The 22748-nt window shown below is 58.2% G+C and carries 17 protein-coding genes; all 17 read right to left on the bottom strand.

Going from position 1 to position 22748, the window contains the following annotated elements:
- Positions 1 to 1466: 1466 nt before the first annotated feature.
- Positions 1467 to 3338, bottom strand: coding sequence for a UvrD-helicase domain-containing protein (locus BFP70_RS05540; RefSeq protein WP_066010374.1), 1872 nt, complete (start codon positions 3336 to 3338; stop codon positions 1467 to 1469).
- A complete protein-coding gene (locus tag BFP70_RS21215; protein ID WP_218059650.1) occupies positions 3338 to 3655 on the bottom strand; it encodes a hypothetical protein in 318 nt (105 codons plus the stop codon). Before BFP70_RS21215 ends, BFP70_RS05540 begins: the two co-directional genes overlap by 1 nt.
- A complete protein-coding gene (locus tag BFP70_RS05545) occupies positions 3627 to 5327 on the bottom strand; it encodes an ATP-dependent endonuclease (RefSeq protein ID WP_218059651.1) in 1701 nt (566 codons plus the stop codon). The genes BFP70_RS21215 and BFP70_RS05545 overlap by 29 nt, the downstream gene beginning before the upstream one ends.
- Before the next feature lie 66 nt (positions 5328 to 5393).
- Positions 5394 to 6869 carry a hypothetical protein gene (locus tag BFP70_RS05550; protein WP_066010375.1) on the bottom strand — a complete coding sequence of 492 codons (1476 nt, stop codon included), beginning with the start codon at positions 6867 to 6869 and terminating at the stop codon, positions 5394 to 5396.
- The gene (locus BFP70_RS05555; protein WP_066010410.1) at positions 6866 to 8200 is read right to left on the bottom strand and encodes a DUF4365 domain-containing protein; all 1335 of its coding nucleotides are present in this window, start codon (positions 8198 to 8200) and stop codon (positions 6866 to 6868) included. Before BFP70_RS05555 ends, BFP70_RS05550 begins: the two co-directional genes overlap by 4 nt.
- A 192-nt stretch (positions 8201 to 8392) precedes the next feature.
- Positions 8393 to 10372, bottom strand: coding sequence for a type IV secretory system conjugative DNA transfer family protein (locus tag BFP70_RS05560; protein ID WP_066010376.1), 1980 nt, complete (start codon positions 10370 to 10372; stop codon positions 8393 to 8395).
- Between the two features lie 8 nt (positions 10373 to 10380).
- Positions 10381 to 12714 (bottom strand): relaxase/mobilization nuclease domain-containing protein, encoded by a 2334-nt coding sequence (locus BFP70_RS05565; RefSeq protein WP_066010377.1) that lies wholly within the window; start codon positions 12712 to 12714, stop codon positions 10381 to 10383.
- Complete coding sequence (locus BFP70_RS05570) at positions 12701 to 13282, bottom strand: helix-turn-helix domain-containing protein (RefSeq protein ID WP_066010378.1); 582 nt, start codon at positions 13280 to 13282, stop codon at positions 12701 to 12703. The genes BFP70_RS05565 and BFP70_RS05570 overlap by 14 nt, the downstream gene beginning before the upstream one ends.
- Positions 13283 to 13842: 560 nt before the next feature.
- Positions 13843 to 14049, bottom strand: coding sequence for a hypothetical protein (locus tag BFP70_RS05575; RefSeq protein WP_066010379.1), 207 nt, complete (start codon positions 14047 to 14049; stop codon positions 13843 to 13845).
- 539 nt (positions 14050 to 14588) lie between these two features.
- Entirely contained in the window at positions 14589 to 15518 is a 930-nt protein-coding gene (locus BFP70_RS05580; protein WP_066010380.1) for a DUF2493 domain-containing protein, read from the bottom strand.
- 778 nt (positions 15519 to 16296) lie between these two features.
- Positions 16297 to 17991 (bottom strand): AIPR family protein, encoded by a 1695-nt coding sequence (locus tag BFP70_RS05585; RefSeq protein ID WP_066010381.1) that lies wholly within the window; start codon positions 17989 to 17991, stop codon positions 16297 to 16299.
- 1264 nt (positions 17992 to 19255) lie between these two features.
- Positions 19256 to 19837 (bottom strand): rhomboid family intramembrane serine protease, encoded by a 582-nt coding sequence (locus BFP70_RS05590; protein WP_066010411.1) that lies wholly within the window; start codon positions 19835 to 19837, stop codon positions 19256 to 19258.
- A 148-nt stretch (positions 19838 to 19985) separates the two neighbouring features.
- Positions 19986 to 20522 carry a hypothetical protein gene (locus BFP70_RS05595; RefSeq protein WP_255356609.1) on the bottom strand — a complete coding sequence of 179 codons (537 nt, stop codon included), beginning with the start codon at positions 20520 to 20522 and terminating at the stop codon, positions 19986 to 19988.
- Between the two features lie 154 nt (positions 20523 to 20676).
- On the bottom strand, positions 20677 to 21405 hold the full coding sequence (locus BFP70_RS05600) for a DUF736 family protein (protein ID WP_066010382.1): 729 nt from the start codon (positions 21403 to 21405) through the stop codon (positions 20677 to 20679).
- A 124-nt stretch (positions 21406 to 21529) separates the two neighbouring features.
- Entirely contained in the window at positions 21530 to 21832 is a 303-nt protein-coding gene (locus tag BFP70_RS05605; protein WP_066010383.1) for a hypothetical protein, read from the bottom strand.
- 44 nt (positions 21833 to 21876) lie between these two features.
- Positions 21877 to 22338 carry a hypothetical protein gene (locus BFP70_RS05610; protein WP_066010384.1) on the bottom strand — a complete coding sequence of 154 codons (462 nt, stop codon included), beginning with the start codon at positions 22336 to 22338 and terminating at the stop codon, positions 21877 to 21879.
- Position 22339: 1 nt separating this feature from the next.
- On the bottom strand, positions 22340 to 22726 hold the full coding sequence (locus tag BFP70_RS05615) for a DUF6878 family protein (RefSeq protein WP_066010385.1): 387 nt from the start codon (positions 22724 to 22726) through the stop codon (positions 22340 to 22342).
- Positions 22727 to 22748 lie beyond the last annotated feature (22 nt).

Consider the following 22748-nt stretch of genomic DNA (forward strand, 5'->3'; position numbering starts at 1 on the left):
CCGAGCCATGGATGAACGGAGGTCCTATAAACATTCACCAGTAAAAACGGTACCACTAGAGCGGGTTCAAGCAATCCTGCGCTCAGCAGTGAATGGAAGATCTGTCGGGCTTGAAGAGGCAATACGTGTTCTGGACTGCGATGCGCATCATGCCAACCGCGTCTTGCGCCAGATGGCCGAGGCTGGCTACTTGGAACCGGCCGACATCCTTGACGGTTTGTTTTATTGGCAGCTAACGCCGCATGGCACACGTCTCGCACTGGAACCCAAGCGAAAGCGTATCGGTCGCGATAAGGTCGAGACCATCATTTCTGAACTTCTCGCCCGGGCCAAGGTCATCAACGGCGACCCCGATCGCTTGCAGCCCATCACCTTGAAGCTATTCGGCAGCGCGCTCGAGGAGCGTGATGACTACGGGGACGTAGATGTTTCGATTGCGTATATGCGGCGCCAGCTAGGCGATATCGAACGTGAGCGCATCGAAAATGCGCTGAAAGCCCGTCAAAGCAGGTCAGACCGCCAATCCTTCCACGGGAGGCTCATGGGGGCGGAACGTCAGGATACGCGCGAGATCATGGCGTTCCTGAAAAAGGGTCTGCCACATCTTTCGCTCATGAACGACGATCCTATGGACCTTGGTGCACCCTACCGCTGGCTCGTCGACCACGACGTGAAAACGGACAGACCAGTTGATGTTTCTGACGATATCGTTCGACCCAACGGGCCTTCGATCCTCGACCAATACCCGAGGAAACCGCTACCGCCCATCACACTGCTTGAAGCACGACACAGAGCCATTTCCGCGGATACCAAAGTTACGATTGATAACATACACATAGGTTTGGAGGACGCAGACACGCTCGAAGAACGAATGTGGTCTCCAAAGGTGACACGCAAAGGCGCTTTCATTCCCAACGACATCAGAAGTGAGAAGCGGGTCAAATTCGCCGGGTTTCAGCACCTATGTCCGATCTGGAAGAAAGACCTAGGCGGCGTAGCGATGTTGAAGAAAGCCCTCGACTGGTGCGACGAGCATAAGGTTTGGGCCAGGGACCTATTTCCGAGAGTTTCAATCCAACGGTCCGACCGGACACATGTCATACGCCTCGGTTGGGGCCATGACCTGATCTATTTCAATGTCGGCGGTAAATCGACAACTGGGAGCCTGCTGCCCAGAAATCGAATACGCGTTTCCAAAATTGACTTGGCCGGAGCCTATGCGGTCGGAAGGGCACTTTCGAAGATGTATGATGAAAGCTGGTCCGCGAAAATGCCATGGTTCAGCGCTGACATTTTGCTTCCGTTAGTCGAGCTAGACAGGCTTCCAGATTTCCCTCGGCTGCATAAAACGGGCGCGTTTAGAGAAGGTGCATTCGAGGTCTGCGGGAGATCACCTTCTTCTGAGCCGGGATCATACCCCCGTGTGCACCAACGGGCCACTAAGCCGTGGATTGAAACTAAACTTGCTATTCATCTCCAACCGCAAGGTGCAGGAGCCCGTCGACCCGCTCCAGACCGGCCGGCAGCAACATGTTTTCAAGCCATCCGATCGCTTGTCCGCGCTCACTGCAATAAGCGAAGAAGGCCCTTTGCATGGCACGCGTGAAGGCGACAAAGAAGGAATTCAGCTCTTCATCCCGTCCGGGTGAAAGGCTCCACCAAGTCTGTGCATCGAGACCGAAGAAGATCATTGTGTGAAACTCAAGACCCTTGCTTTTGTGGATCGTCATAAGTGGCACCTGGCCTATGCCTTCGAAGCGATCGAGAGCGTCTGACCAAGCGTCCACAGCTTCGGCGCATTCGCAAAACAGCGTGATGAACCCTGTCCGTACCCGTTCGAAGTCCGCGTCCCGTCTATAGGCGGGAAAAGCCTGGCGCAGCCGATCGGCACCGACAAATTCAAGGGCGATCTGAAACACATTTGCCGCGCTCTCGCCATTCTGTTCGTTATCGCGCATAGCCGCACGCAAAGTGGAGGAGAATTCTTCAATACTTCGCTGCAGCCGCTCCTGGGCTCGTTCATCGCCAGTATCGATGGCGAATAGCGCTTGCAGCTGTTCTTGAGTGGCGTTCCAGGCACCCGGGCTACGTTCACCAGTACCGAGCCTCAAGAGCGGTATAAAGATACCTGTCAGTTCTTCGGCAAGTAATTCCTGAATCGCAATTCCACCGACACTACGCGCCAAGTTTCTGATCTTCAGGCCTTGCGCTGCAAATACGTCCGTCAGTTCGGCTTCAACATCGTCGGCGCGCATACGCACGAGAATGGCGCAATCATGCGGCTCCAGAATGCCGTGCTCAATTTCGCTATCGATCCAAGCGGCGATTTGCTGTGCTTCCTGCTCGCGTGTATCGAAACGCCAAAGCGCAGCGACCTGACCGTCGACGGCGCGCTGCCCCCTGGCTTCAACGTCTTCTACGTTTGGATCGATGCGCTCCGCAATCACCTGTTGAATGGCGACCAGATCCGCATGAGACCGCCAGTTAAAGCGTAGCGCTCGGTTCACTGCATTGAAGTCAGAAGCAAATTCCTGAAAGGCGTTGTCCATCGCCCCGGCCCAGCCCATAATGCGTTGCTTGTCGTCGCCGACAGCTGTGAAAACGGCATCACTGCCATGAAAAGCACTCTTCACCAGATCATATTGTGCATATGTCGTATCTTGGAATTCATCGAGGAAAACGAAGGGATAGGTGAGCTGCAGGGCACGCCGTATCGCGGGGTTCTCGCGCAGCAAATAATCGACAAGTCTGTTAATCATGGCAAACGAGAGCAACGTACCGGTTGGACGCTCCAATTGCTCCTGCCAATAAGTATGAAGTAGCTCGCGCCAAGCCGGTGGTATTCCCTCCGCATCGAACGGAAGCGGCGCGCGTGCGATCGCCTTTTCGAATTTTTGCCAGCCGATGTCACGCCGACCGCTCCGGGTGAGGAAGTCCTCCAAATCATCGCGCCGCGGAAACCCAATTTCATAGTTGCGGGGCGGCCCAAAGGGTTGAGGGATCGCGGCCCGAAAGCGGTCTAACATATTTTTGGTGAACGCATCGAAGGTAAGCGAGTGAAAACGGCGCGCCTGATCGGGCTGACAACGCTTACCTACGCGCGCCTTGAGCGTCTGTGCAGCATCCCTTTTAAAGCTGATGGCCAGGATGCATTTGGGCGGCAGACAGATGCCAGTTTGCAGGAGGTATGCTGCTTTTTGCGCTAGGAATTCTGTCTTGCCCGCGCCTGCGCCGGCGGTAACGCATACGCTTCGGTCCGTTTCCCGCAGCGCTTGCCACGCGCCCGGCTCGAGATCGTCGACGCCCTGAGGCCTCCAATCATCGGGAAGCACCAACATCAATCTGCGCCGTTCTCGAGACCGAGTTTCATTTTGACATGTTGAACCAGCGCGCACAGTTCAGGCGGAGCGTTTGCGGCAAGATCTGCCTTCGGAATGCGATTAATCGCGGCCAGATGCGTTTCAGGCTTGCTTCGGCTCAAGAACAGGTATGGATACCAGATAAAGCAATCATCCCACTCAGGATCGTAGAGACCAGCGTTCCCGCCCTTTTTGAGAGTGGCGGCTTTCTTGCGCTCCAAGGCCTCTTCACTGTCGTCAGGACCGTGCGCGCCCGGATCGAGCTCCTTATAGCCGTCTGGAAATGCCGCGAGCATCGCGAAGTCCAGATCGAGTGGATCGGAGAAAAAAAACACCTTCGTCTTTCAGCGCCTGCATCCAGTTGTTTTCAGCAAATCCATCAGTCATCTCTTCGTCGGACAGGGCAGGAAGGTTGGCGAGCTCGACCACTTCCATCATCACATCCAAGTTGTTGCTGAGATCGTTTCCAATTTCGGCGAGCGATCCGACGGTCGCCCTTATCGTGTTCGCACCGCCATGTGAGCGCCCCAGGTCGAGATCAATCAGCGTTGCATGCGGTATCTTCAGCGCGTCAAGAAGCCGCCAAAAGTGATCGACATGGCGACCGCCGAGCGGCACAACAGGCACGAAAGAAGGATCAAGTGGGACGCCCATCGCCTCCGCGAGCAGAGGCAACACAATGCGTTCGGAGTCCCCCTCGCCGAGGATGACGAACCGCGCGAAGTAGAGCTCCGGATACGCCCGCACGGCGAGCCGGACATACTTACCCGCCTCGGTCGCATCGTCAGGTAGCGTCAAAGATTTCACCGATGAGGCCCTGCTGGTCGTATCGAGCCGGAAGTAGCGCACCTCGTCCGGCTTGATACGGCTCAAAATGCTGGCGCTGTGGCTAGAGATCAGTACTTGCGCCGAGCTGAGCGCTCCGATGTCGCGCGCTTGGTTCATAATGCGAGAGAGGAAGAACGGCGACAGGCTGTTTTCCGGTTCTTCGATGGCCAGAATCGTAAGATGAGCACGCCGCAGCTTTTCTTGATCGAACGGGCCATCGGCAGCGGCCAGTCGCAGAGCATCTTTTTCGGTTTCAAGCGTCGCCGCAGTTAGAGCTATATGAAACAGAGAGCGTTGACCGTCGCTTAGGTCGACAAGCGCCCGCTCGCGACCGGCCTCATCGGGATGGAATGCAAATTCGACGCGCCTGACCAGTTCCTCGAGCCGACTTTCCACAAGTCTGAGCACTGGCGTCGTATCTGTGTCGGCTTCGTGGACCTGCCGCCAGCGCTTCGTAAGCCGCTCGACGATGAATTCTGCGGGTGCTTCGCGCTCAAAACGCTTCTGGATGAGCTTGGCTCCGCGCTCGGTCGTCTTGGACAGGCGATCCGACCATTTCGCAGCCCGCCACAAACGCCCCTTAAGCAAATCAGTAACACGATCCGCCGGATTACGGGTCGCCGGCACATAAACAAGTTGGATGGTGCCACGATCAACGGCGGCGACCCTTTGGCACTCATCCCAATCGTAATCATCACCGAGCGTACCAATCCAACGAATGTCCTCTTCCACCGTACCATCGGGCGTTCCGTCATCCGTCCAGACTGCCTGCAGGCGCATGCGCGCTTTAAGCGGTTCTCCAGGGCCGGTTGCTGCCATATGGTTGAAAAAATCCGGCACGGCGTTGGCCGCCGCCGCCTCGTCAAGACCGTCTAATTCTGGGAAGGACAGGATACACTCGATCGACAGCGTCGCTCCAGGATCGAGCTCGGTTTGGTCAGGCCTAAGATGAAAATCGCGTGTCTGGATCTGTCTTTCTGCACTTGAGACACCAAAAAGCCGTGCTAACGCCTGAAGCGCCGCCGTTTTTCCGGCTCCGTTTCCGCCAACCAATGCCGTAACCCCGTTCTCAAACCTGAGAGTTTCAGCCTCTGCGCCGAAGCATCGGAAGTTCCGTATAAAAAGTGTGTCAATCTTCATCCGAATTCCCTAGCGTTCTATTTTTTCAAATCGGTTTTCTGCAAATTCCCGAAGGCCCAAGAGGCTCTAAATGTACTTCCGATAGTCACTGCTGACCTTTTGCCCCGAGGGAACGTATTTCAACACGTCACCAACCTTACGGGCTGCTCGGATCGGAATCGGCAAGCGTTGGTTCATCTGGGTCGAGTTCCAGTTCACCTTCGTGAGGCTGAAAACTTCCTTCGCAATCTGTTCGATCGTGCTCTCGCTTTGCGGGTGTGGACAGAGCAACAGGGGGTTCGGGACATAGAGGCCAGGATAGGTCCCATAGTAGGGAATGCTGCCGTTGGTATAGAGCAGCCCATTGCCGTCCAGTTCAACGAAGGTGCCGCGGAGGACAGGGAAGTCGCCGTCGCGCAGCACCTTGACTGAATAGCTCTCATGAATCCAAACGAGATCGCGCAGTTCCACACCTGCCTCGTCGAGCGCCTTGCCAACACCCTCGGCCTCGTCCTCGCGAAAGCGCGACGTCTTCATGACGATCACGCGTGCCGGCATCGTTCTATGGACCGACTTGTAGGCGGCCAAGGCGCTCTCGGTAAGCTTGTGAGCCTCATCAATAGTGAGGAACGGGTGGCGACCCCGCGACTCTGACTGTGCAGGACCGCCTCTAAGAATGAACCCTCTGCCCCGCTCGTCGAACATTTGCGCAGCACTGGTCCATATCTCGTCGGTTTCGGCATCCTTGAAAAAGCTGATGCCAATGTAACAGGCGGTGAACTCGCCTTCTTCCGGCAATCTGCGCCAGGGCACCTTGCCGCTGCCCTTATAGTAGAGCGTCGTCATAAGGTTCCATGCGAGGTCAGCTCGGTCTTGGGTTTGGCGGTCAGAGTTCTCCTTGATTTTGCGAGGGATCTTGGCATCGGGGTTGATGACATCCTCCCAAACAATCTGAATTGAGAATCTGAGGTCCATCGCTCTGGCCTTGAGCAAGCCACGGAAGTTCGGAGAGGTTTCTCTGCCAGCTTTCGCGTCGGCCGCTTCGTCCTCTATAACTTCGTCATCGCGCGCCCGCTCGTTTCTCCAGACCCGTTCGATCAACTTGACAGGGAGAGAAACCATGACCACGTCCGGCCGTTCATGATGCGCCTCCAGCTTTTCCAGTTGCGCCATAACTGCGTCGACGGCCATCTCCACAGCACGCGCATCGCTCGGTTCCTTGGCAATCTTCTCGATCTGACCTTTGGTCAGTACTCCATCTTCGGCAGCCACCATTTCAAACCGGCACCGATAGGGGTTCTGGTTTCTCAACCCGGGGAAATCCGGGTGCAGGTTCGGGTGCTTTTCGGTCTTACCCTCGAACCCATCTTCGATCGCATTCAGAAACTCGCCTGATTTTTCGACGGTCAGAGCGCTGCCAACAACGCCGACTTTGATCGTGTCCCCGAGGTTCGTTTGCAACGGGCCCGCCTGTAGCAACCCCAATCGTGGATCAGGATGATGGTGTTGGTCACCAAATTCCAGTTCAGGCTCCGGGAAGATCTTTGTCTTGAAGTCGCTCATAGGTCGAAGCTGCCTTGTTCATTCGAGCCGGACGGCTTCCTCGACTTTTGCGCCTTCGCGCCCCACACGTCCTCGGGCACACTCTTCGGCAATTCGATGGAAGGCGGGTCACCAAACTTGATGATACGATCCGTCTTGGTGTCGGGTGCCAGCAGTTCGCCGGCATCTTCAAATTCCAGACCTGACAGCAATCGATGCCACATGATCACCTGGCCTCGAACGGTGCTGTTTGTGTCGAGGCGCTTCTTCCCGGACAACAAGGCATCCGGATAGTTGAGCGCGCGCGCTCCATCCGAAGTGAAGTAGTAGGATGGGTTGATGATCAGGTACCATTGGTCCGCCAAGCGCTCGAACCGGGGATGGAATGAATGGTGCCGCACATAGTCGATGGGCCCCTCCCCCTTCGACTTCTGATAGACGCTGACAACGTCGGCCTGTGTCTTCTGCTTCGCACCAAGATAGCGAAACTTGCGCGCGACGCCTCCAGGTGTCGGCAAGAAGTAGAACTGCTTTTTCTTTCGGTCCCATCCAAGCAAATCCCGAAAGTCATGCGCCAGAGTATGTCGCAACAGGCCCGCAAATTTGTGCTGCTGATCTACGGCGTCGTGTTGTGCCAGAAAGTCGGTTTCGATCCGTTCGACCTGATCCCGCTCAACTAGGTCGCGAACGGGTGTGGTTAGCGGGTCGCAGAATGTCCAAAGCGAGGTTTCATCGATCATCCAATCGTACCGTTGGCCTTCCCGGACCTTATTCATCCGGGCGAGCGCCTTCTGGGTGGAGAGCTGTGTCTGTGCGACGAAGATTTCCTCAGGAAGCTGCAATGGCACCATGTTGATGATCGCGTCCTCCCCTCCCCCAAGTGGCGGGACGTAGTAACCGTGTCCTTGCTTGGCGACGGTCAGGGCAGCGAGGCGATCCTTCGCACGTCCGTCCAAGACGTCGCGCTCCTTGTCGAACTGCAATGTGCGTTCGGCCTCGCCAACGAGGTTTTCGAGCGACTTCCAGAAGAATGTGTCATCTAATTGCCTGTAGAGAACTAGGATGACGGGTAGGTTGGAGCCACGCCAATAGTCGAAATCTGAAGCGCGGACACGATAGGTGAAACCGGCGTTCGTCTCGCCGACATAGCTGCCACGCTCAGTAGCCTTGACCTGAACGGCAATCATCTTCGCAGTCGGCTGATCATCGTCCATCACCTCAGCGATGCCGTCTATCCCTGCTTCCAACCGCGAACGCCCATCGAATTGGAACCCAATTCGCAAGAATTGAAGATTAGCCGCCTTCTCCCCGATTTCGCCAATTCGCTGGCTGGTTGTAACTTTCTTATTCACATCTCGATTCCCGAAAACAAGCTTTTCGAGATGTAACACTTTATCTGGAGTAACATAAGGGAGGAGCAACAAGATATGGAGGTTACCCTTGCAAAGGGTCAAACCTGATAGAGAGCGAAATCTCAGACTTCTAGAACGCGGCTGGTGACCACCTCTTACTGCATCAACTTCTGGATACGACAACCCATCAAGTTAGAGCACCTGTGTTAGGGCTGTCTCCAACTCGCCCAAATCATGTACGGCCGTTCGTACCTGCTCGATATCCGCATCTTTCACCGAACCAAGAGCAGCCACTTCCCCCCCAAAATCCATTTCAATCTGTCGCTGTTCCTCGGCGATAACGGCTTGAACGACCGGCGAAGTTTTCTTTGGAGCGACATCAGTTTTCCCTGACGATTGGCCATCAGCAGCCTGGCGTTCGGCCTCAACGTCGGCCTCGGATCCGCCAGACCCGTCCAGTGGCGGTGTCATCGGCATGGCGCGCATGCTCAGCGGCAGCGTGCCTTGCGGCCCCCCTCCCCCCGGCTCTGGAAATGGCAACTCGCCTGTCTGCGCCGCATGGATGGCCTTAAACAGCCGGTCGTCAAAATACTGGATCCGCTTTGCACGGACCGGCATCTGCGCATCGATCACCATGACGATCTCATCGAGCGGCAGGCGGCGCGCTTCATCTTCGGGCAACAGCGAGCTTTCTTCGGTCCGTGTGGATTGGCTGCGGCCTTCAAAGGGGTTCTTGCCGATGGACTGGGATCGCGTGATGACGGTCTTTGTGGTCTTGCCAACCGCCTTGCTCAGTTCCTCGACTGTCTTTTCATCCGAAGGCGTCAGGTAGAGCTTCACGCCCGCGTTGCCCTGCAGCGCACGGCGGGTGTTCTCACCATAGATTTCATCGAGGGCGGGAATGGTTTGGGTGACCACAGCGAGGTGACCACGATAGGCCCGCAGGGTCTCGATGCTCTCAACCACGATGGGCATTTTGCCCAAACGATTGAACTCGTCGAGCATGATCATCACGGGCCAGGGCTCATCCGGCCCGGGGTCCTTTTCCTGCATCGCCGAGAGCAGATCGGAGAATAACAGCCGGATCAGCGGCGCGAGGGGTTTGACCATCAGCGGCTGGACCACGAGATAGACCGAAAAGGGCTTCTTGCGGATCGTGCGGAAATCAAAATCCGACACCGCCGTCGCCTCATCGATGGCAGGGTTTTGCCATTGGTCGAGCCCCGAGGTCATCAGGAGCGAGACATAGGAGGTCAGCGTGTCGTTATTGGTCGAAGCGAGCCGCGTGAAGATCAGCTTGGCGGCCCTGTTGTCAACCTCGTGCCCCCGCGCGAAGTATTCCTTCTGCTTGTTCCCACCGGAGGCCGCGATGCGATAGATCTCGCCCAGGGTCGGGCGCTTGCGCTGGAACGCCAACAGGCCTGCCGCCACAAAGAGATCGATCCCGCCCTTGAGCAGGCCCTGCACCCGGTCGTTGTCGCTTTGCAAAAAGAGCGTCGCCAAGAGCTGCAATTCCATCTGCTGGCGCGCGGGATCTTTCAGTTCGAAGATGCGCAGGAGCGGATTGTAGCGATGCGTGCGCTTGCCCTCCCAATCGGTGGGGGCAAAGCGATAGACCTTGTCGCCTTGGGCGGCGCGATGCCGGGCCGTGGCCTCGAAACACTCGCCCTTCACATCAAGTGTCACGGCGGAGCCTTGCCAGGTCAGCAGGTTCGGAATGACAAAGCCCGTGGTCTTGCCGCGGCCCGTGGGGGCCACGATCAGCGCGTGAGGGAAAACCTTCGAGCAAATGTAATTGGCGCGGGAGCCCGGCGTCCCCAGCTTGCCGAGGATGAACCCGGTGCCCGGCGCCCCGAAGAAGCCATTGGTCTTCATCTCGCGCGCAGACTGCCAATGGGTCTGGCCAAACCGTGTCAGGGCGGACCCCGAGAGGGCGAGGCTCAGCATCAGACCGGCGGCGGCGAAGCTGCCGATGATCAGGTGGATGAGTTGGGCGTCCTCCGGGCGGCGATCGAGGATCGCCATGTAGTTCTGCGCGATGTAGGCAAAGTCGATCTCGGCCCCAAAGCCGAGATCCTGATAGGTCAGCACCGCCGAGGCAATGGTATAGCCCATCGTGGCGGTCACAAGCGTTGCCAGAAAGACCCCTGTGGCGATCCGCGCTTTTCCCATGGCGGCGCTCAATGGACCTGACCCCGCTCGGTCTCGCCATCCACATCGCCAGTGCGGTGTTTTTCATATTCGGTGTCGGCAAGATCATCGACCACCTGGCGCAAGGCCTCCGTGTTGGCCGTCACGGCATCGGATTGCAGATAGACCTTGGCGACATAGAGCCGGTCGAGGCGGTCCTCGAGAACCTTTTCCAGCGCATCGGCGTCGCCGGATGTGAGCCGGTCGAGTTGGCGAACGTCCAGCACCCGCGCGATCTCGTCCCGGAAGGCGTCCCGCTCCGCCTCGGTCTCGAAGGGCGCGGACAACTCCCCCGCCCGCTCATGGTCCAGAACACGCGCAATCTCGTCTGCAAGGCGGTCGGCACGGTCAGACTGCGGCGCAGTTTCACCGCGGGCTGCGAGGAGTGCGTCGCGCGTGCCAGACCCAAGCCCGTCGCGCATCTCGGTTTCGCGGCGGACCTGATTGATGGTCTCCGTGTCGCGTATCTCGACGACGGCCGCATAGGTCGCGCCGAGACCACGGGCAAGGTGGGACGGCATGTCCGGATAGCGCGCTCGTAAGTCATCCGTGACAGCATCGGTAACGGGCGTGCGGACGTCGCGACCCTCCATGATCCGGTCGACCTCGCGGGCGATCTCACTGGCGCGGGCCGCATCGGTGATAGTCTCCCTGTAAGGCTCGGACCGGTCGATCACATCACCAGGGCGTGCGAGCAGGTCTGGGTGTGCCTCGAGATATGCGCGCTGCTCCGTCTCGATCCGGCGCTCCGCCCGTGAGACAACCTCCCAGTCCCGGTCCTCGATCTGCTGCGCTGTCAGACCGTCAGCGCGCATTTCCTGACGGATTGTCCCTTCCATCGCCCGGACCGCGCCCTCATGATAATGGAACCGCTCGCTGACCGGGTCCGCTTCCACGACACCATCCCGGCGCAGCACATTTTCTTGTTCCAGAAGCGTGCCGAGTTTGACATGCACATCGTTGAGAATGTCGCGCGCCTGTTCCAGATCAGCGCGACGTTCGAGGTTCAGATCGCGCGCCTCGGCCACCTTGGAGAGATCATCAGCGATCCATTGATGCTCGAGCGCTGCATTTGAGGCGCCCGTCTCGATCCGGGCCACCACTTCCGATGTGCTGATCCCCGTGCCCCGTAGTGCCGCGTCAATGCGCGATCTCAGGTCGGGCTCGGCCAGTCGCTCGCGCTGGCTGGCGTCGATATTGGTTTCGGAATAGATCCCGCCTTCCGAGGGGGTCTCTGACAGCGTGGATGATCGCAAGCCGAGAGGCTGCATGTGCTGGACCTGCGTCTGGATCTCGATGAGGCGTTTTTCCAGCACGGGACGTTCCGCGTCAGACTTCTCGGCGATCATGCCCTGCACCCGCGCGAGCTTTTCCGCATAGAGGCTTCTCAAATCCTCAAAGCTTTGATCCTCGGCCATATACACATCTCCTGTTCGGTCCACCTGCCCGCCATGCGCCAGCACCTCGCCCGCGCGGAAGAGTGCCGCGGCAATATCCTCGCGGGCCTCGCGCGAAGCCTCCGCTGCAAGTGAGTGGTAGACAGTTCTGGTATTTGCGATCTCCGCCAGCGTCCGCGTCAGGTCGGCTCCGACACGCTCGCGCTCGCGGGGCGCGCGACCCTCTTCTTTCGCCGCATAAACCTCGCTGGTGCGGGTCGGGTAATGCACAACCCCGCGATCCACCCGCCGCGTGGCTTCCAGGCGCACGCCGTACTTCTCCGCCTCCTCGACCATGGCGAGGCGGAAATCGTCATAGTTGAACCGATGGCTGCGCCCCAGAAAGAAGAACTCGCCTTCCTGCGAGCGGCGGTTCAGCACCAGATGCGCATGCGGGTGATCGCGGTCCTCATGCACCGCGATGATGTAATCGAAATGCCCCGCGTCGGTCTGGAAAAACCGCTCCGCCACATCAGTCGCGATGTCGCGCACATCCTCGCCGCGCGTGCCGATGGGGAAGGACATGAGCATGTGGGTGGTCTGTCCGAGCTTGGGTTTGAAACCCGCATCCCACCGCTTGGCAAATCGCTCGGTCAGGTCCTTGATGTCGCCTGCCTCGAGCTTCGTCTTGCCATCCAGGAACCCGCTACTGTCCACGATATGGGTTGACTTGGTGGTGAGGTAGTCGAGCTGGTTTGCGAGCTGCGATTTGGTATGCGTGCCGCCGCCCCGGATCGCCTTGAAGACCGCTGGCCGATGCCCTGCTGCGGCGCGCGTAAGCTGGGTCTGCTTGGCCACGTGTAGACCTTGCATCGAGCCCCGTACGCGACTCCAGCCATCCCGGAAGACCTCGCCCGTGACGGCATGGACGGCATCATTCAGCCGCATGGGCAAACTCCCTCAGCGCGGCCGTGGCCTCCAGCTGCATCGCGTCCCGACGACGGCGCAGAAGCAGATCGATCTCGTCAGCGGAATCCAGAATAAAGCGCGCAAGCCCGCGCATCTGGGCAAGGCGCAATTCGGTGAACTCCGAACCAGCCCCCTGCCCCTGCCGGTTGGCCTGCGTCATCTGCTTGGCGATCTGCGCGACCCCATTGCCGACCTCGTGCAGCGAGGCGCGGTAGCGCGCCATCTCTGCTGCCATCTGCGCGTCCGGAACGAACACTCCGCCTGCCGCCTGAATGAGCCGCCGCAGCCCCTCGGCCCGGCTCTCGATCCCGGCTGTCGCAAGGACATCGTCGAGCGCCTCAAGCTCCGCAGCCGTGACCTTCACACTGACCGCTGAAACCGGGATCGCGGCATCCGTCTGGCGCTCGGCATCGGCTTTGAGCGTGTACTGAATCGCCCGCACCGACACGCCAAACCGTTCCGCCAGCACTGAAGTGGAAACGCCTTCCGCGGCCTCGCGAACGATCTCCATGCGGTCCGCATCTGTGAGACGTTTTGAGCGCGACATGCGAAGAAAGACCCCCTATTTCCTGCCACCTTCCACCAAGGCTGCCCCCACCTTACGATATTATACCTAGCTGTCAATTATATACTTACGTCTCATTCAGGCTCAGGCAGCCTTGGTGTCCGCTTCCCCCCGCGGCCCGCAGGGACGCGGCTCTGCCGCCCTCACCACCAGCACAGCCTCCAGCTTCAAAGGCCCCTTCTCCAGCCCCGCCCGAGCCTCTGGCCGAACGCCAAGTGTTCGGACGGAACCGCGGGCGGGCGCAAACCCCACCGACAGGGCGGACAGTCAGGGTCAAGGCGGGCCAGATTTGGCTTGCCAAATCTCTGCCGCAAAAACCGGGAGGCCCTGGCCGATAGGTTTTTGTGGATGGCCCCCTTGAGGCTGACTGTCCGCCCTGTCGCGGCCTGATCATTTCGGGGGGAGTGCGTCCGTTGAACGCGCAGCGGCCGACGGCTTCGTGAAGTCGCCTCGGGCGATCTGACCGCCGGACGCGGCATCCCTGGAACAGGGATCGGGCCGCCCCAAGATCGTCCTGGGGCAGCCCATCCTCGTCAGAGGATTCAGTCCTGGGGATCTTTCGCGCTCGGCGGGAACATCACCAGCTCCGAGACCGCGACCAGGAAGTCGAGCTTGAGGCTGAAGAACTCCGAGCCGCCCCCGTTGCGGGTGTTGCGGAACATCGCGCCCACGCGCTGAAAACGGGTGCGCTCCTGGCCATCGGTATCGGTGAACTTGACGGGGACGGTGGCGACGTAGTGGTTGGTCATTTGGGTTACTCCTTGTTGCGATGGGGATCACCCGGCACGAGGGCGAGAGGCCCGGTCGCAAGCGCAAATGCGGAGGGTCCGCGGCCAGCCGTGGAAGCCGTATTTGTGCTTGCCGAAGCGTGAGCGGAGGGCACGATTGGGCCGACCCCGTGCGATCCACATCTATGAGCAAAAAGGAGAGACCCGGATGACCCTTGCTATCACGCAGCCGCCACCATCCGCGTCCGCGTCCCGCCGAGCCTGGCCGGGGTGCTGACGGAGCCCGCCCGCGTGGATGCGATGTTCCGAAACACGCCCCGAGGGACGTGCAGGTCTTCAGCCTCATGTGCGACGTCTCGACCCCTCGCGTCTTGCGCTGCTGACGATGTGCGTGAGGGGCTCACCATCCCCAGCCCGTACCCGATGCGGATGGGCCGCACTCTGACGGACTGGGTAGAGGGATAACGGTGCTGGCCGCCGCAGACTGCCGATCACGCGTAACCGACCGCACGCGCCATGAGACATGACGAAAGGGCCGCGCCAAGCGCGACCCTTTCTCTTCAATCCTGCGCAGTCTTCTTCGCCGGGTCAGCAACCCGCATGACCGTCAGGCCTTTCGCTTCCGCCTTCTGCCCGAGGTTCAGCGCGACCCCGTTGCCGCCGAAGAGAACAACCCCCGTCGCCGCGAACTTGTCGTCCAGCATTTCGTCGTTGCACTTGAACGGTGCCGCCCGCCCATGCGCGGACCAGCGAGGATCAAAGCGCGCCTGCGCGACCCCGCGTGCCCGGGCCCACCGAGCCGCAATCATCTCCGCCCCGTGCTTGCCACCCTTGTGGCAGAGGAAGATCCCCTGGTTGCGGTTCTGCTTGATCCGTTCGCGAACCTTGTCGAGCGTGTTGAAGATCACATCGGCATCGGTCCAGTCGGTGGCGCCTGAGACGATCAGGGGCACCCCCTCGACTTTCGACTTCTCGGCGGTTTCGCGATCGTGCTGCTCCAGGAGCTGCCGCGCCTCGAAGACCGCCCCGGTCTCTTGCGCCCGGACGCTTGCGCGCGACCCGGCTGCCGGAATGAAGGCGTGGCCCGTCTCGACCTCATAGCATTCCGCCGCTGCTTCGCTCATCACCTCGATGGCGCCGACAATCTCGCGCAACTGCAGAAAGCGCGCCTGCGCCTCTTCGAGCGCGGTCTCGGCGATCTCCGATCCGTCGTGGGATTTTGCCAGCGCGCCGATCTTGTCGGCGGTGCGGTCGACCTCCTTGCCAAGCGCCACCTTGCGGCGCTGCAGGATCGTGGCGAGCCCATGGGCCAGCGGTTCGATTTCCGCTTCAAGCCCGGTCCCGCGCAACTGCCCGAGCAAAGCCTCGAAGCTCTCGCGGATGATGTGGTCGGTCAGGATGTGATCTTCTGGGATCGGCAGCTGCGCGTCCTTCTCGGTCAGTCCGAAAAGTTCGATGGTCTCGTAGGTGTTTGCGGTGTCGTAAGCCATGTTTGGTCTCCAGGGTTCGGTTCCAAGGCCACCACGTGAGTGTGGGGGCATGGCCGAATGCCTGGTTTCCGAATCTGCCCGGGTCAGGGACGGCGCAGCCGCCGGCTTGCCGGGCGCAAAAGTTTTCCGTGCGCAACACCCGAGACACGCGCGCCCTCACGCACGGGACCGCTCCGCGCCACGGGCGCCGCCCTCGCCGAAAAGTTTTGCGATCCTTGACGCGGGCTGATTTGGGGGCCATCCGGAGGATATGCTTCCGCACTCATGTTTGTATGTTTTGACGGTAGGTTTGCCCGACCCGAGCAGGCAAACGGCCCGACCGGACGCGGGAGACGGATGGAGCGGCGGGATCGTTTTGCCACGCAAAACAGACCAGAGCGCAATCCGGCGAAGCGGCCGGGGAGGGACGTGCTCGCGAGGCGGGCAAACCGGGATGCCAAGCGCAACGCCGCGGTGAGGCCGCATGGCCGAATGCGCGACGGACCGAAAGGCCGTTCTCCCCTGCGACACGCGAAGCCGAGCTGGGGAGGCCGCAAGGCTCTGGCCACGGTAGATGTGCAGGGACTACGCTGCCGACTATAGGGATTGCTTGTCCAGGCATTCGACGTGATCGGCGGGAAGCGGTCGTTCTCTGCAGGTGCAAACGCACCAGCCCCCCAAAGCGGAAGCAGACATTCGGTGTTTAGGTCTTGGACGCGCTACAAACAAATCGAAGTTGTTGAATTTGCGGTTCACAGCGGTCAAACACTAAGCAAACTGAATACCACTACGCTAAAATTTAGACCTCTGATTGTTGAAATAGCGCTTGAATCTTGTTTTTGACCTTGTCTTTCACCTCTTCCTTGAAACTCGGTCCTTTCGCGGTTTGATCAGTTCCCCCGGCATCGGAAAATAGCTGCCATACTTCCGAAATTGCGTCTGAAACATCGTCGCCGGAAATTTGATCTTTCAGTTTGGAAACTCTATCTGCGTTCAAGGAAATTGACTTAGATTTAAGCGCACAAACCCAAAAAAGAACGTAAAACCGAATGTTGTTTCTGTCTCTTGCAACAAGCCCATCCGTTTCCTTGAGCTTCAACTCAATCATTCGAATTGTCGAAGCCGCAACTAAATATGCATCTAGGGCAAAAGAGTCGGAAAAAATCGAACTGTAAACCGCATCATCTTTAATCAGTGATGAAGGTCGAGCCCTTGCGTTGTCTGGCTCGCCCCGAAACAAGGTCATAACGGCTTGAGCCATCAGTGCTATGCTGATAATTTTCGCAGCAGGCTTACCCTCATTTTTGTATAGATTCTTCCTCCGATCATAGAAATATCCATTAGCTTTCAAATGATGCTCAATATCCCTCTGGATTTTGTCGGTCGCTCTTAGAGACGCGAGCGGCACTTGATTTTGACTATTGGTTGCCTTAATTATCTTATCTCGGACTTCTTCATTTTCTGAGGCAACCACCTTTACCATCACCGATCTTGAGTCATCACTTTCCAAGTTAGAAAAGAACCTACCAATTTCAGAGCTTGTTTGCAGGCCATTGACGATCTGGGGATTTTCTATGGTTATAATTGAGCCGCCTGAGCTGGCTCGTGATGCAAGTATAGTAACCCCATTGTTGAACCACCAGAAATCATCGGTACCGCCACTTTCAAGAGTGTTCGAGATCTCTTGGTTTACTTCAGTTGAACCTTGGTAGTCGCGAACGTTAGCCTCAAAAAGGTCAGATCGTATCTCTGACCCGCCACCCAAGAGAAACCTATAGAAATTCCTTAGCTTCACTAACGCAACGTAGCCATTACTTCCATTGAGGGATTGATCGAAAGTAAGTTCAAAACTTTGCGTAGGTTTCGTACGGGCGAGAATCAGCAGTTCCTTCGCACCCCAAAACTCAAAGTTTACCTCTGCTTCATCAAATAGGCTTCTTATGGCAGTGACGAGTTCCTGCGCCTTTAACTGGGTATTCTGATGTACATCTGTGATAGATTTGGTACATGCATAAATTACTTTGATCTTTAATGACGGGAACTTTGAGGCAAGTCGTTTGTAGGACTTACGAAAAATGTCTGCTCGAGATTTAACTTCTGAGTTATACTGTGTTAGCTCATTAAAATCTTGAGACAGGCTCAAAAGGCGTCTAAGTGAAGATATCATCTTATCGATCGGCGTTTCGGAAAATCCGCTTGTTGATTTGCTTTGGATTATTACAACTTCCAGCTCAGCAGATTTCTTTGGCAGAGTGAAACCGACCTCCTCTCCTACGCACTCACCATCTAAAAACGTATAAAAAGAGTCAATGCCGCCATCGTGTTCACCGTCAACGATTCCGGCTTGTATTTCCTCATAGGACAACTCGTACTCTTTTGTGGCCTGTTCTGCGCAAAAAGCTTCAAAGAAGTCCGGCGGAGACATCTCAGGGGCAATCGCTTCGTTTTGATCCTGCAGAACCTGACTGAGAATGATTTCTGAGTTGTCTGACATTGGCGAATTTCCTTCCCGCTTCTACTCGCTCAGAGGTAATGCCCTTCTACAACGACGGCAATGGCGAGTTGCATAGCGGTACCATTCTCAATCATGAATGTCAGCTTCGGGCCGTTGGCGTAAATGCTCTCCCTGTCCTCGTCACCCCTGCTTCCAAGTAATCTCTCGGGGCAGGTCATACGAGATAAATGGCTGGTGTGGGTGGCTAGCACAACAAAGGGAATGCGTTCTAAAATCCGAACCTTTCGGCCCTAGCCGTCACATGCACAGCCAGCGCCTTTCCGACAAGTGTATGCGCGACTGATACAAGAGTCGCCGCATGCCTTCCCCTTTTTGCAAACTTTGCAGCACGCTGCGGACCAAATTTTACTGTCTGATCCAGAGAAGTTGAGCAGATTAGTCCAGCTTACAGAGGAACTACTCTTGACTACAGCCGCGTCCGGCCTGGATGAGTAGGGCAAACTCTCATCGGCGTAGGCACTTCCACTCAGGAGGCAAGCCGCTATAATAAAACAAAGCAATTTCATAAAAAACCAAGCATCCCACAGCTTAGACTTGCCGCCGTTAAATAAGGTATATGCGCAGGTGTGTCACGGAACGCTTTCCAGTCAACTACCGTCACTATTCGACCCTACAGCAATACGTCCACAACTTCACGATATCCTCTCTTGGCAAATGACCCTATTTGGTCCCATAAGCGTTGACGTCAGACAGGTCGGCTTTTGCGAGCAATGAGCTAATCGGGGCCGCACCGGTCGATCAGCATTCTCGCGCAGTCAATGTATGTCGCAAGTGCGGAACTACTATAATCGCTGAGGCGTTCAGTTATTTTCTGCGCCAGGGTTATAGTGGCACTTAAGAAGAATAGACTGGGAATGACCCATTTAGCTTGCGCAGCGAAAGTCCGGTCTGACGGGCCGCATTGCAGCATGTCATGTAATTAATCAACGACGTCTATGAGCCGTCACTTCCTACGCCAGCGTCGGACGGTTTGAATGAGATCAGGGCCAGCGCTCCATCCCCACCCGGCGCCGATTACTGTGAAGACAGAAACGCCAGCAATCGCCCCGAACACTCCCCCAACGATGCCGGTACCAGCTCCAAAGAGGAAGCCAATAGTTCCCCCGATAAGGCTGCCAAACACTCTATTTCTCATTTCACCACCTTGCTTTTGATCACCGTACCACCAATGTCGGCTATGCGATAGCTGCATTGCAGCGTTTCGTAGAGTTCTGAAAGGCGGCTCAGGGCCGATTGTACTGTTTCATTCCAGATCGACGCCGCCGAGGCGCGGCGCATGGACATGCGTCCGGACAAGGACTGCAGCGACCGCGCCCGCGATAGCGCCGAAGAGATGAGCCTCCCACGAAACGCCGGGTTGGCCCGGAAGAACGCCCCAGAGAATGGAGCTATAGAGGACACCGACCACCAGTGCCGCGCCCAGCGTGATCAATGAGCGATCCACGAAGCCGCGCGCGACGAGGAAGCCAAACCAGCCGAAGACCAACCCTGACGCACCGATATGGATGGCGGAGCTTCCGAACAGCCAGACGAGTCCGCCGCCGAGGCCGATCACCACTGCGTTCACCGGCAGCAAGGCCCTCGTGGTCGTGGCCACCAGCAGCCCACCCATCACCAGGAGCGGTGGCGTATTGGCCATAAGGTGCGCGAAGCTTCCATGCAGGAGGGGCATGGCGATGACACCATCCAATCCGCTGACGTGCCGGGGGATCAGGCCGAAGGCCGGGTTCAAGCCGTAGCCGGTGATCCAATTGACGACTTGGACCGCCCAGAGCAGTGCGACAAAAGCGGCAAGCGCCGCGGCGCGCTGGAAGAAGGCGCGCATGTGATCCCGGTTCATCATGTTGGCGACAGTAGACGTCACCACAGCACCTTCAACGGCTTTCGCGCGCTGCACAGGATGCCCCCTCCAGGAAAGGGGGTTTGAGGCGGCCAACCTCGGTACGGCTCAAGCCAAGAGAATGGCTCCGATCTTACACGGTGTTCCCCGGGCGAAAGGGCTGCGGTTCACGCTCGGGGCGCTTCAACGCTTCGGCATATTTGCGGGCATTGTCGTCAATCGTGCCGTGCCAAAGCTTCGAGACGAAGGCCCGGGCGTCTTGGACCGTCATGTCCTTCAGCGAAGAGGACAGCGCCATGAAAAGCTCATCCTCGCTAATCGCGGCGGCGCGGTGCATGGCATCCGCGTAAAATGACGGGTCGTTGAGAACCTGCTCGCGCAGCGGCATCCGCGCGAGGTTCTCTTCCGGGATCGCCATGAAGATCGTGTCCTGCAGGTCGGTCAGATAAGCGCGGCGCGATGTGGACACCGGCTTTCCCGCCGCCTTGGCCTCCAGAAATGCCTGCCTTGTCCTGTCGAGCTTTGCCCTTGCATGGGTCATGATGACATCACGCTTGCGGTCAAGCAGCGCAAATCCGGTGCAACGCTCGATATGAGCAAGAAGCTCTGCAACCTCTGCCTCTACATCAAAGCTCTCGAACCCTGGAACCGTCCCTGATCTAGCCGCCACGCGCCCGCCCTCTATATACGTTAATATATTATCGTATATCATATTCAGCAGATCGCAAGCAGATGGCGCCCGTCATGCAGCCAAACATGGAAAAAGGGGAACCGTGATCCCACGGCTCCCCTTTCGATTCAGATCGTCTCCCCTCGCGCGCCGATTAGGCGACCAAGGAGAGCCCCGCGCCCGCGTCCTGCGGCTGCTCACCGCTGTCGATGAACGGGATGATCGAGAAGGTCTGCCCGCCGCGCTGTTCTTCGTTCTGCACGGCGTTGACGCGCAAGTCGCCATCAGGCGTGTTGATCAGCAGCGACAGGTAGTCGTTGCCCGTGCGGCTGCTTTTCGCCATCCACGCCGAGCCGACGCGGATCGGTGTGCCCCGGGGCGAGCTGACCTCGATACGGTAATCGGGGTGGGTTTCCTCGGATTTGTAGCTGTTCTCGATCAGCATGAACTCCAGATCAAACATCATGTTGGCGATGTAGCCGGTGAAGGCGTTGTCAGCGTCCATGGCGGTCAGCTCGCCCGAGATCGAGCCGGATTTCATCAGGCCGTTCGAGACCAGCGGGATGATCTCAAACTCGCCGCTCTGGGCCGCGCGCGCCTCTTTCGTCTGCACCGCGTTGACCCGGAACGGACCCAAGCCGACATCGATCTGCATCGAGATGTAGGGGTTGCCGCTGGTATTCCCGGTCTCGTTCCAGGCCGTGCCGATACGCACCTTGCGGCCTGATTTGTTGACTGCCGTCACGTCGTAATCCGGGCTGCGAGCGGACATCTTGGCCCGTGCCTCGAGCTGGATGGCGATGTCAAAGCGCGTCGAATGGATCATGCCGGTGTACTCGGCGGCTGCGGTCTCGACATTGCGGGTGAGGGTTCCTGCGAACATGGGATGGTTCCTTTTGGATTGGCCGGTGCCTGACGTTCTTGCCAACGCATCCGGGATTGCTTTCTCGACCCCTTGAGGGATCACAAATCAGAAAGCTTGCTTTCCTTTCAGCCCCGCCCACAGGTCAGAGCTGCCGTCCGAGTGGGAATGCCCCCGCGCCTCCGGGTGCTACGCCCCTCCCCTGCCCGTCTGGTCTTGATTGGCTGCCCGGATTCTCCGCGCTGTCCTCCGATCGCGCGATGAAAAACTCCGCCTCTTTTCCGTTCAACCGGTGCCCGCTCCGGTCGGTCAGGCCGATGCAGCTACCGTTCGGCTGATAGGTGATCAGGTACTGACCCAGCCTGTCCTTGTGGACAACGTAGCCGGTATTGGCCCAATGCACGGTCTGCCCGGCATCGACGGCCGCCTTGATTTCATCGAGTGTCATGCGAACCTCCTTACGAAGAATGGTGGGTAAACGACCGAGAGCTGTCAGGCGCTTTGCGTGGCTTGCGTCGTGCGCGACGCCATCCAATCTTTCAGGCCAAGAACCGTTCTTCCGGCGACGACCTCGGAGGCCCAGGCAACCCTCGGGTCGCCGCAGGGCTCATCGCCGGCATGCCGGTCGATGTGGCCATTGGCCATCCATGGCTCGGGCTGGATCCGTCGCAGCCAGTCCGCCATACTCGGGATACGGCCTTGGCAGTCTTCACGGATATGCTGCTCGCCGATCCAGCGCACGGGGATGTCCCGACCTGCGCTATTGGTCAGGGTCAGACCGAAGACACGTTCAGCATCGAACAGACCTTGGGTATGGTGGCGCAAGGCCCGGTGCGTGAAAAGCGCGAGGTGCTCTTTCGAGGCGTCAAACCAATCGTGGACGGCCTGATAGTCAGACGGCACCCCGCCGAATTTCCGGGCAGAGCTTTCAGCATGATGAAGCGGATGCGCCATCTCACAACCCCTCGTCATAGCTGTGGGAGCATTCGACATAGCGGTCGGCGTGATCGAGGGTAATACTGTCGGCTGCAATGTCCCAGGTCAGCGTGCCATAGCCGCCCTCGTTGTTCTCGAACCCCGGGTGATGATGATAGGCGAGCGACCAAGCGAAGTCACCAACCTCTGTGGCAAGCGCCTCCGGCAGCTTGACCGCTGCAGGCTGCACCGTCACATCCTCAACATTGCCAGAGTCGCCATAGCCTTCGTATTCGGTAGTGACCTCGCTGATGCCAAGGGCGCGCAATTGCGCGATCAGTTCCGTTCGGGTCTCCTTCAGGGTCGCTTCGCGCTCGGCGCGCCACTGAGCCGCCATTGCCGCATAGTCCGTTTGGGGATTGGTCATTGGTCTGTCCTCTTGTCTAAGG

This window comes from Thioclava sp. SK-1, from assembly GCF_001705665.1.
GTDB lineage: Bacteria > Pseudomonadota > Alphaproteobacteria > Rhodobacterales > Rhodobacteraceae > Thioclava.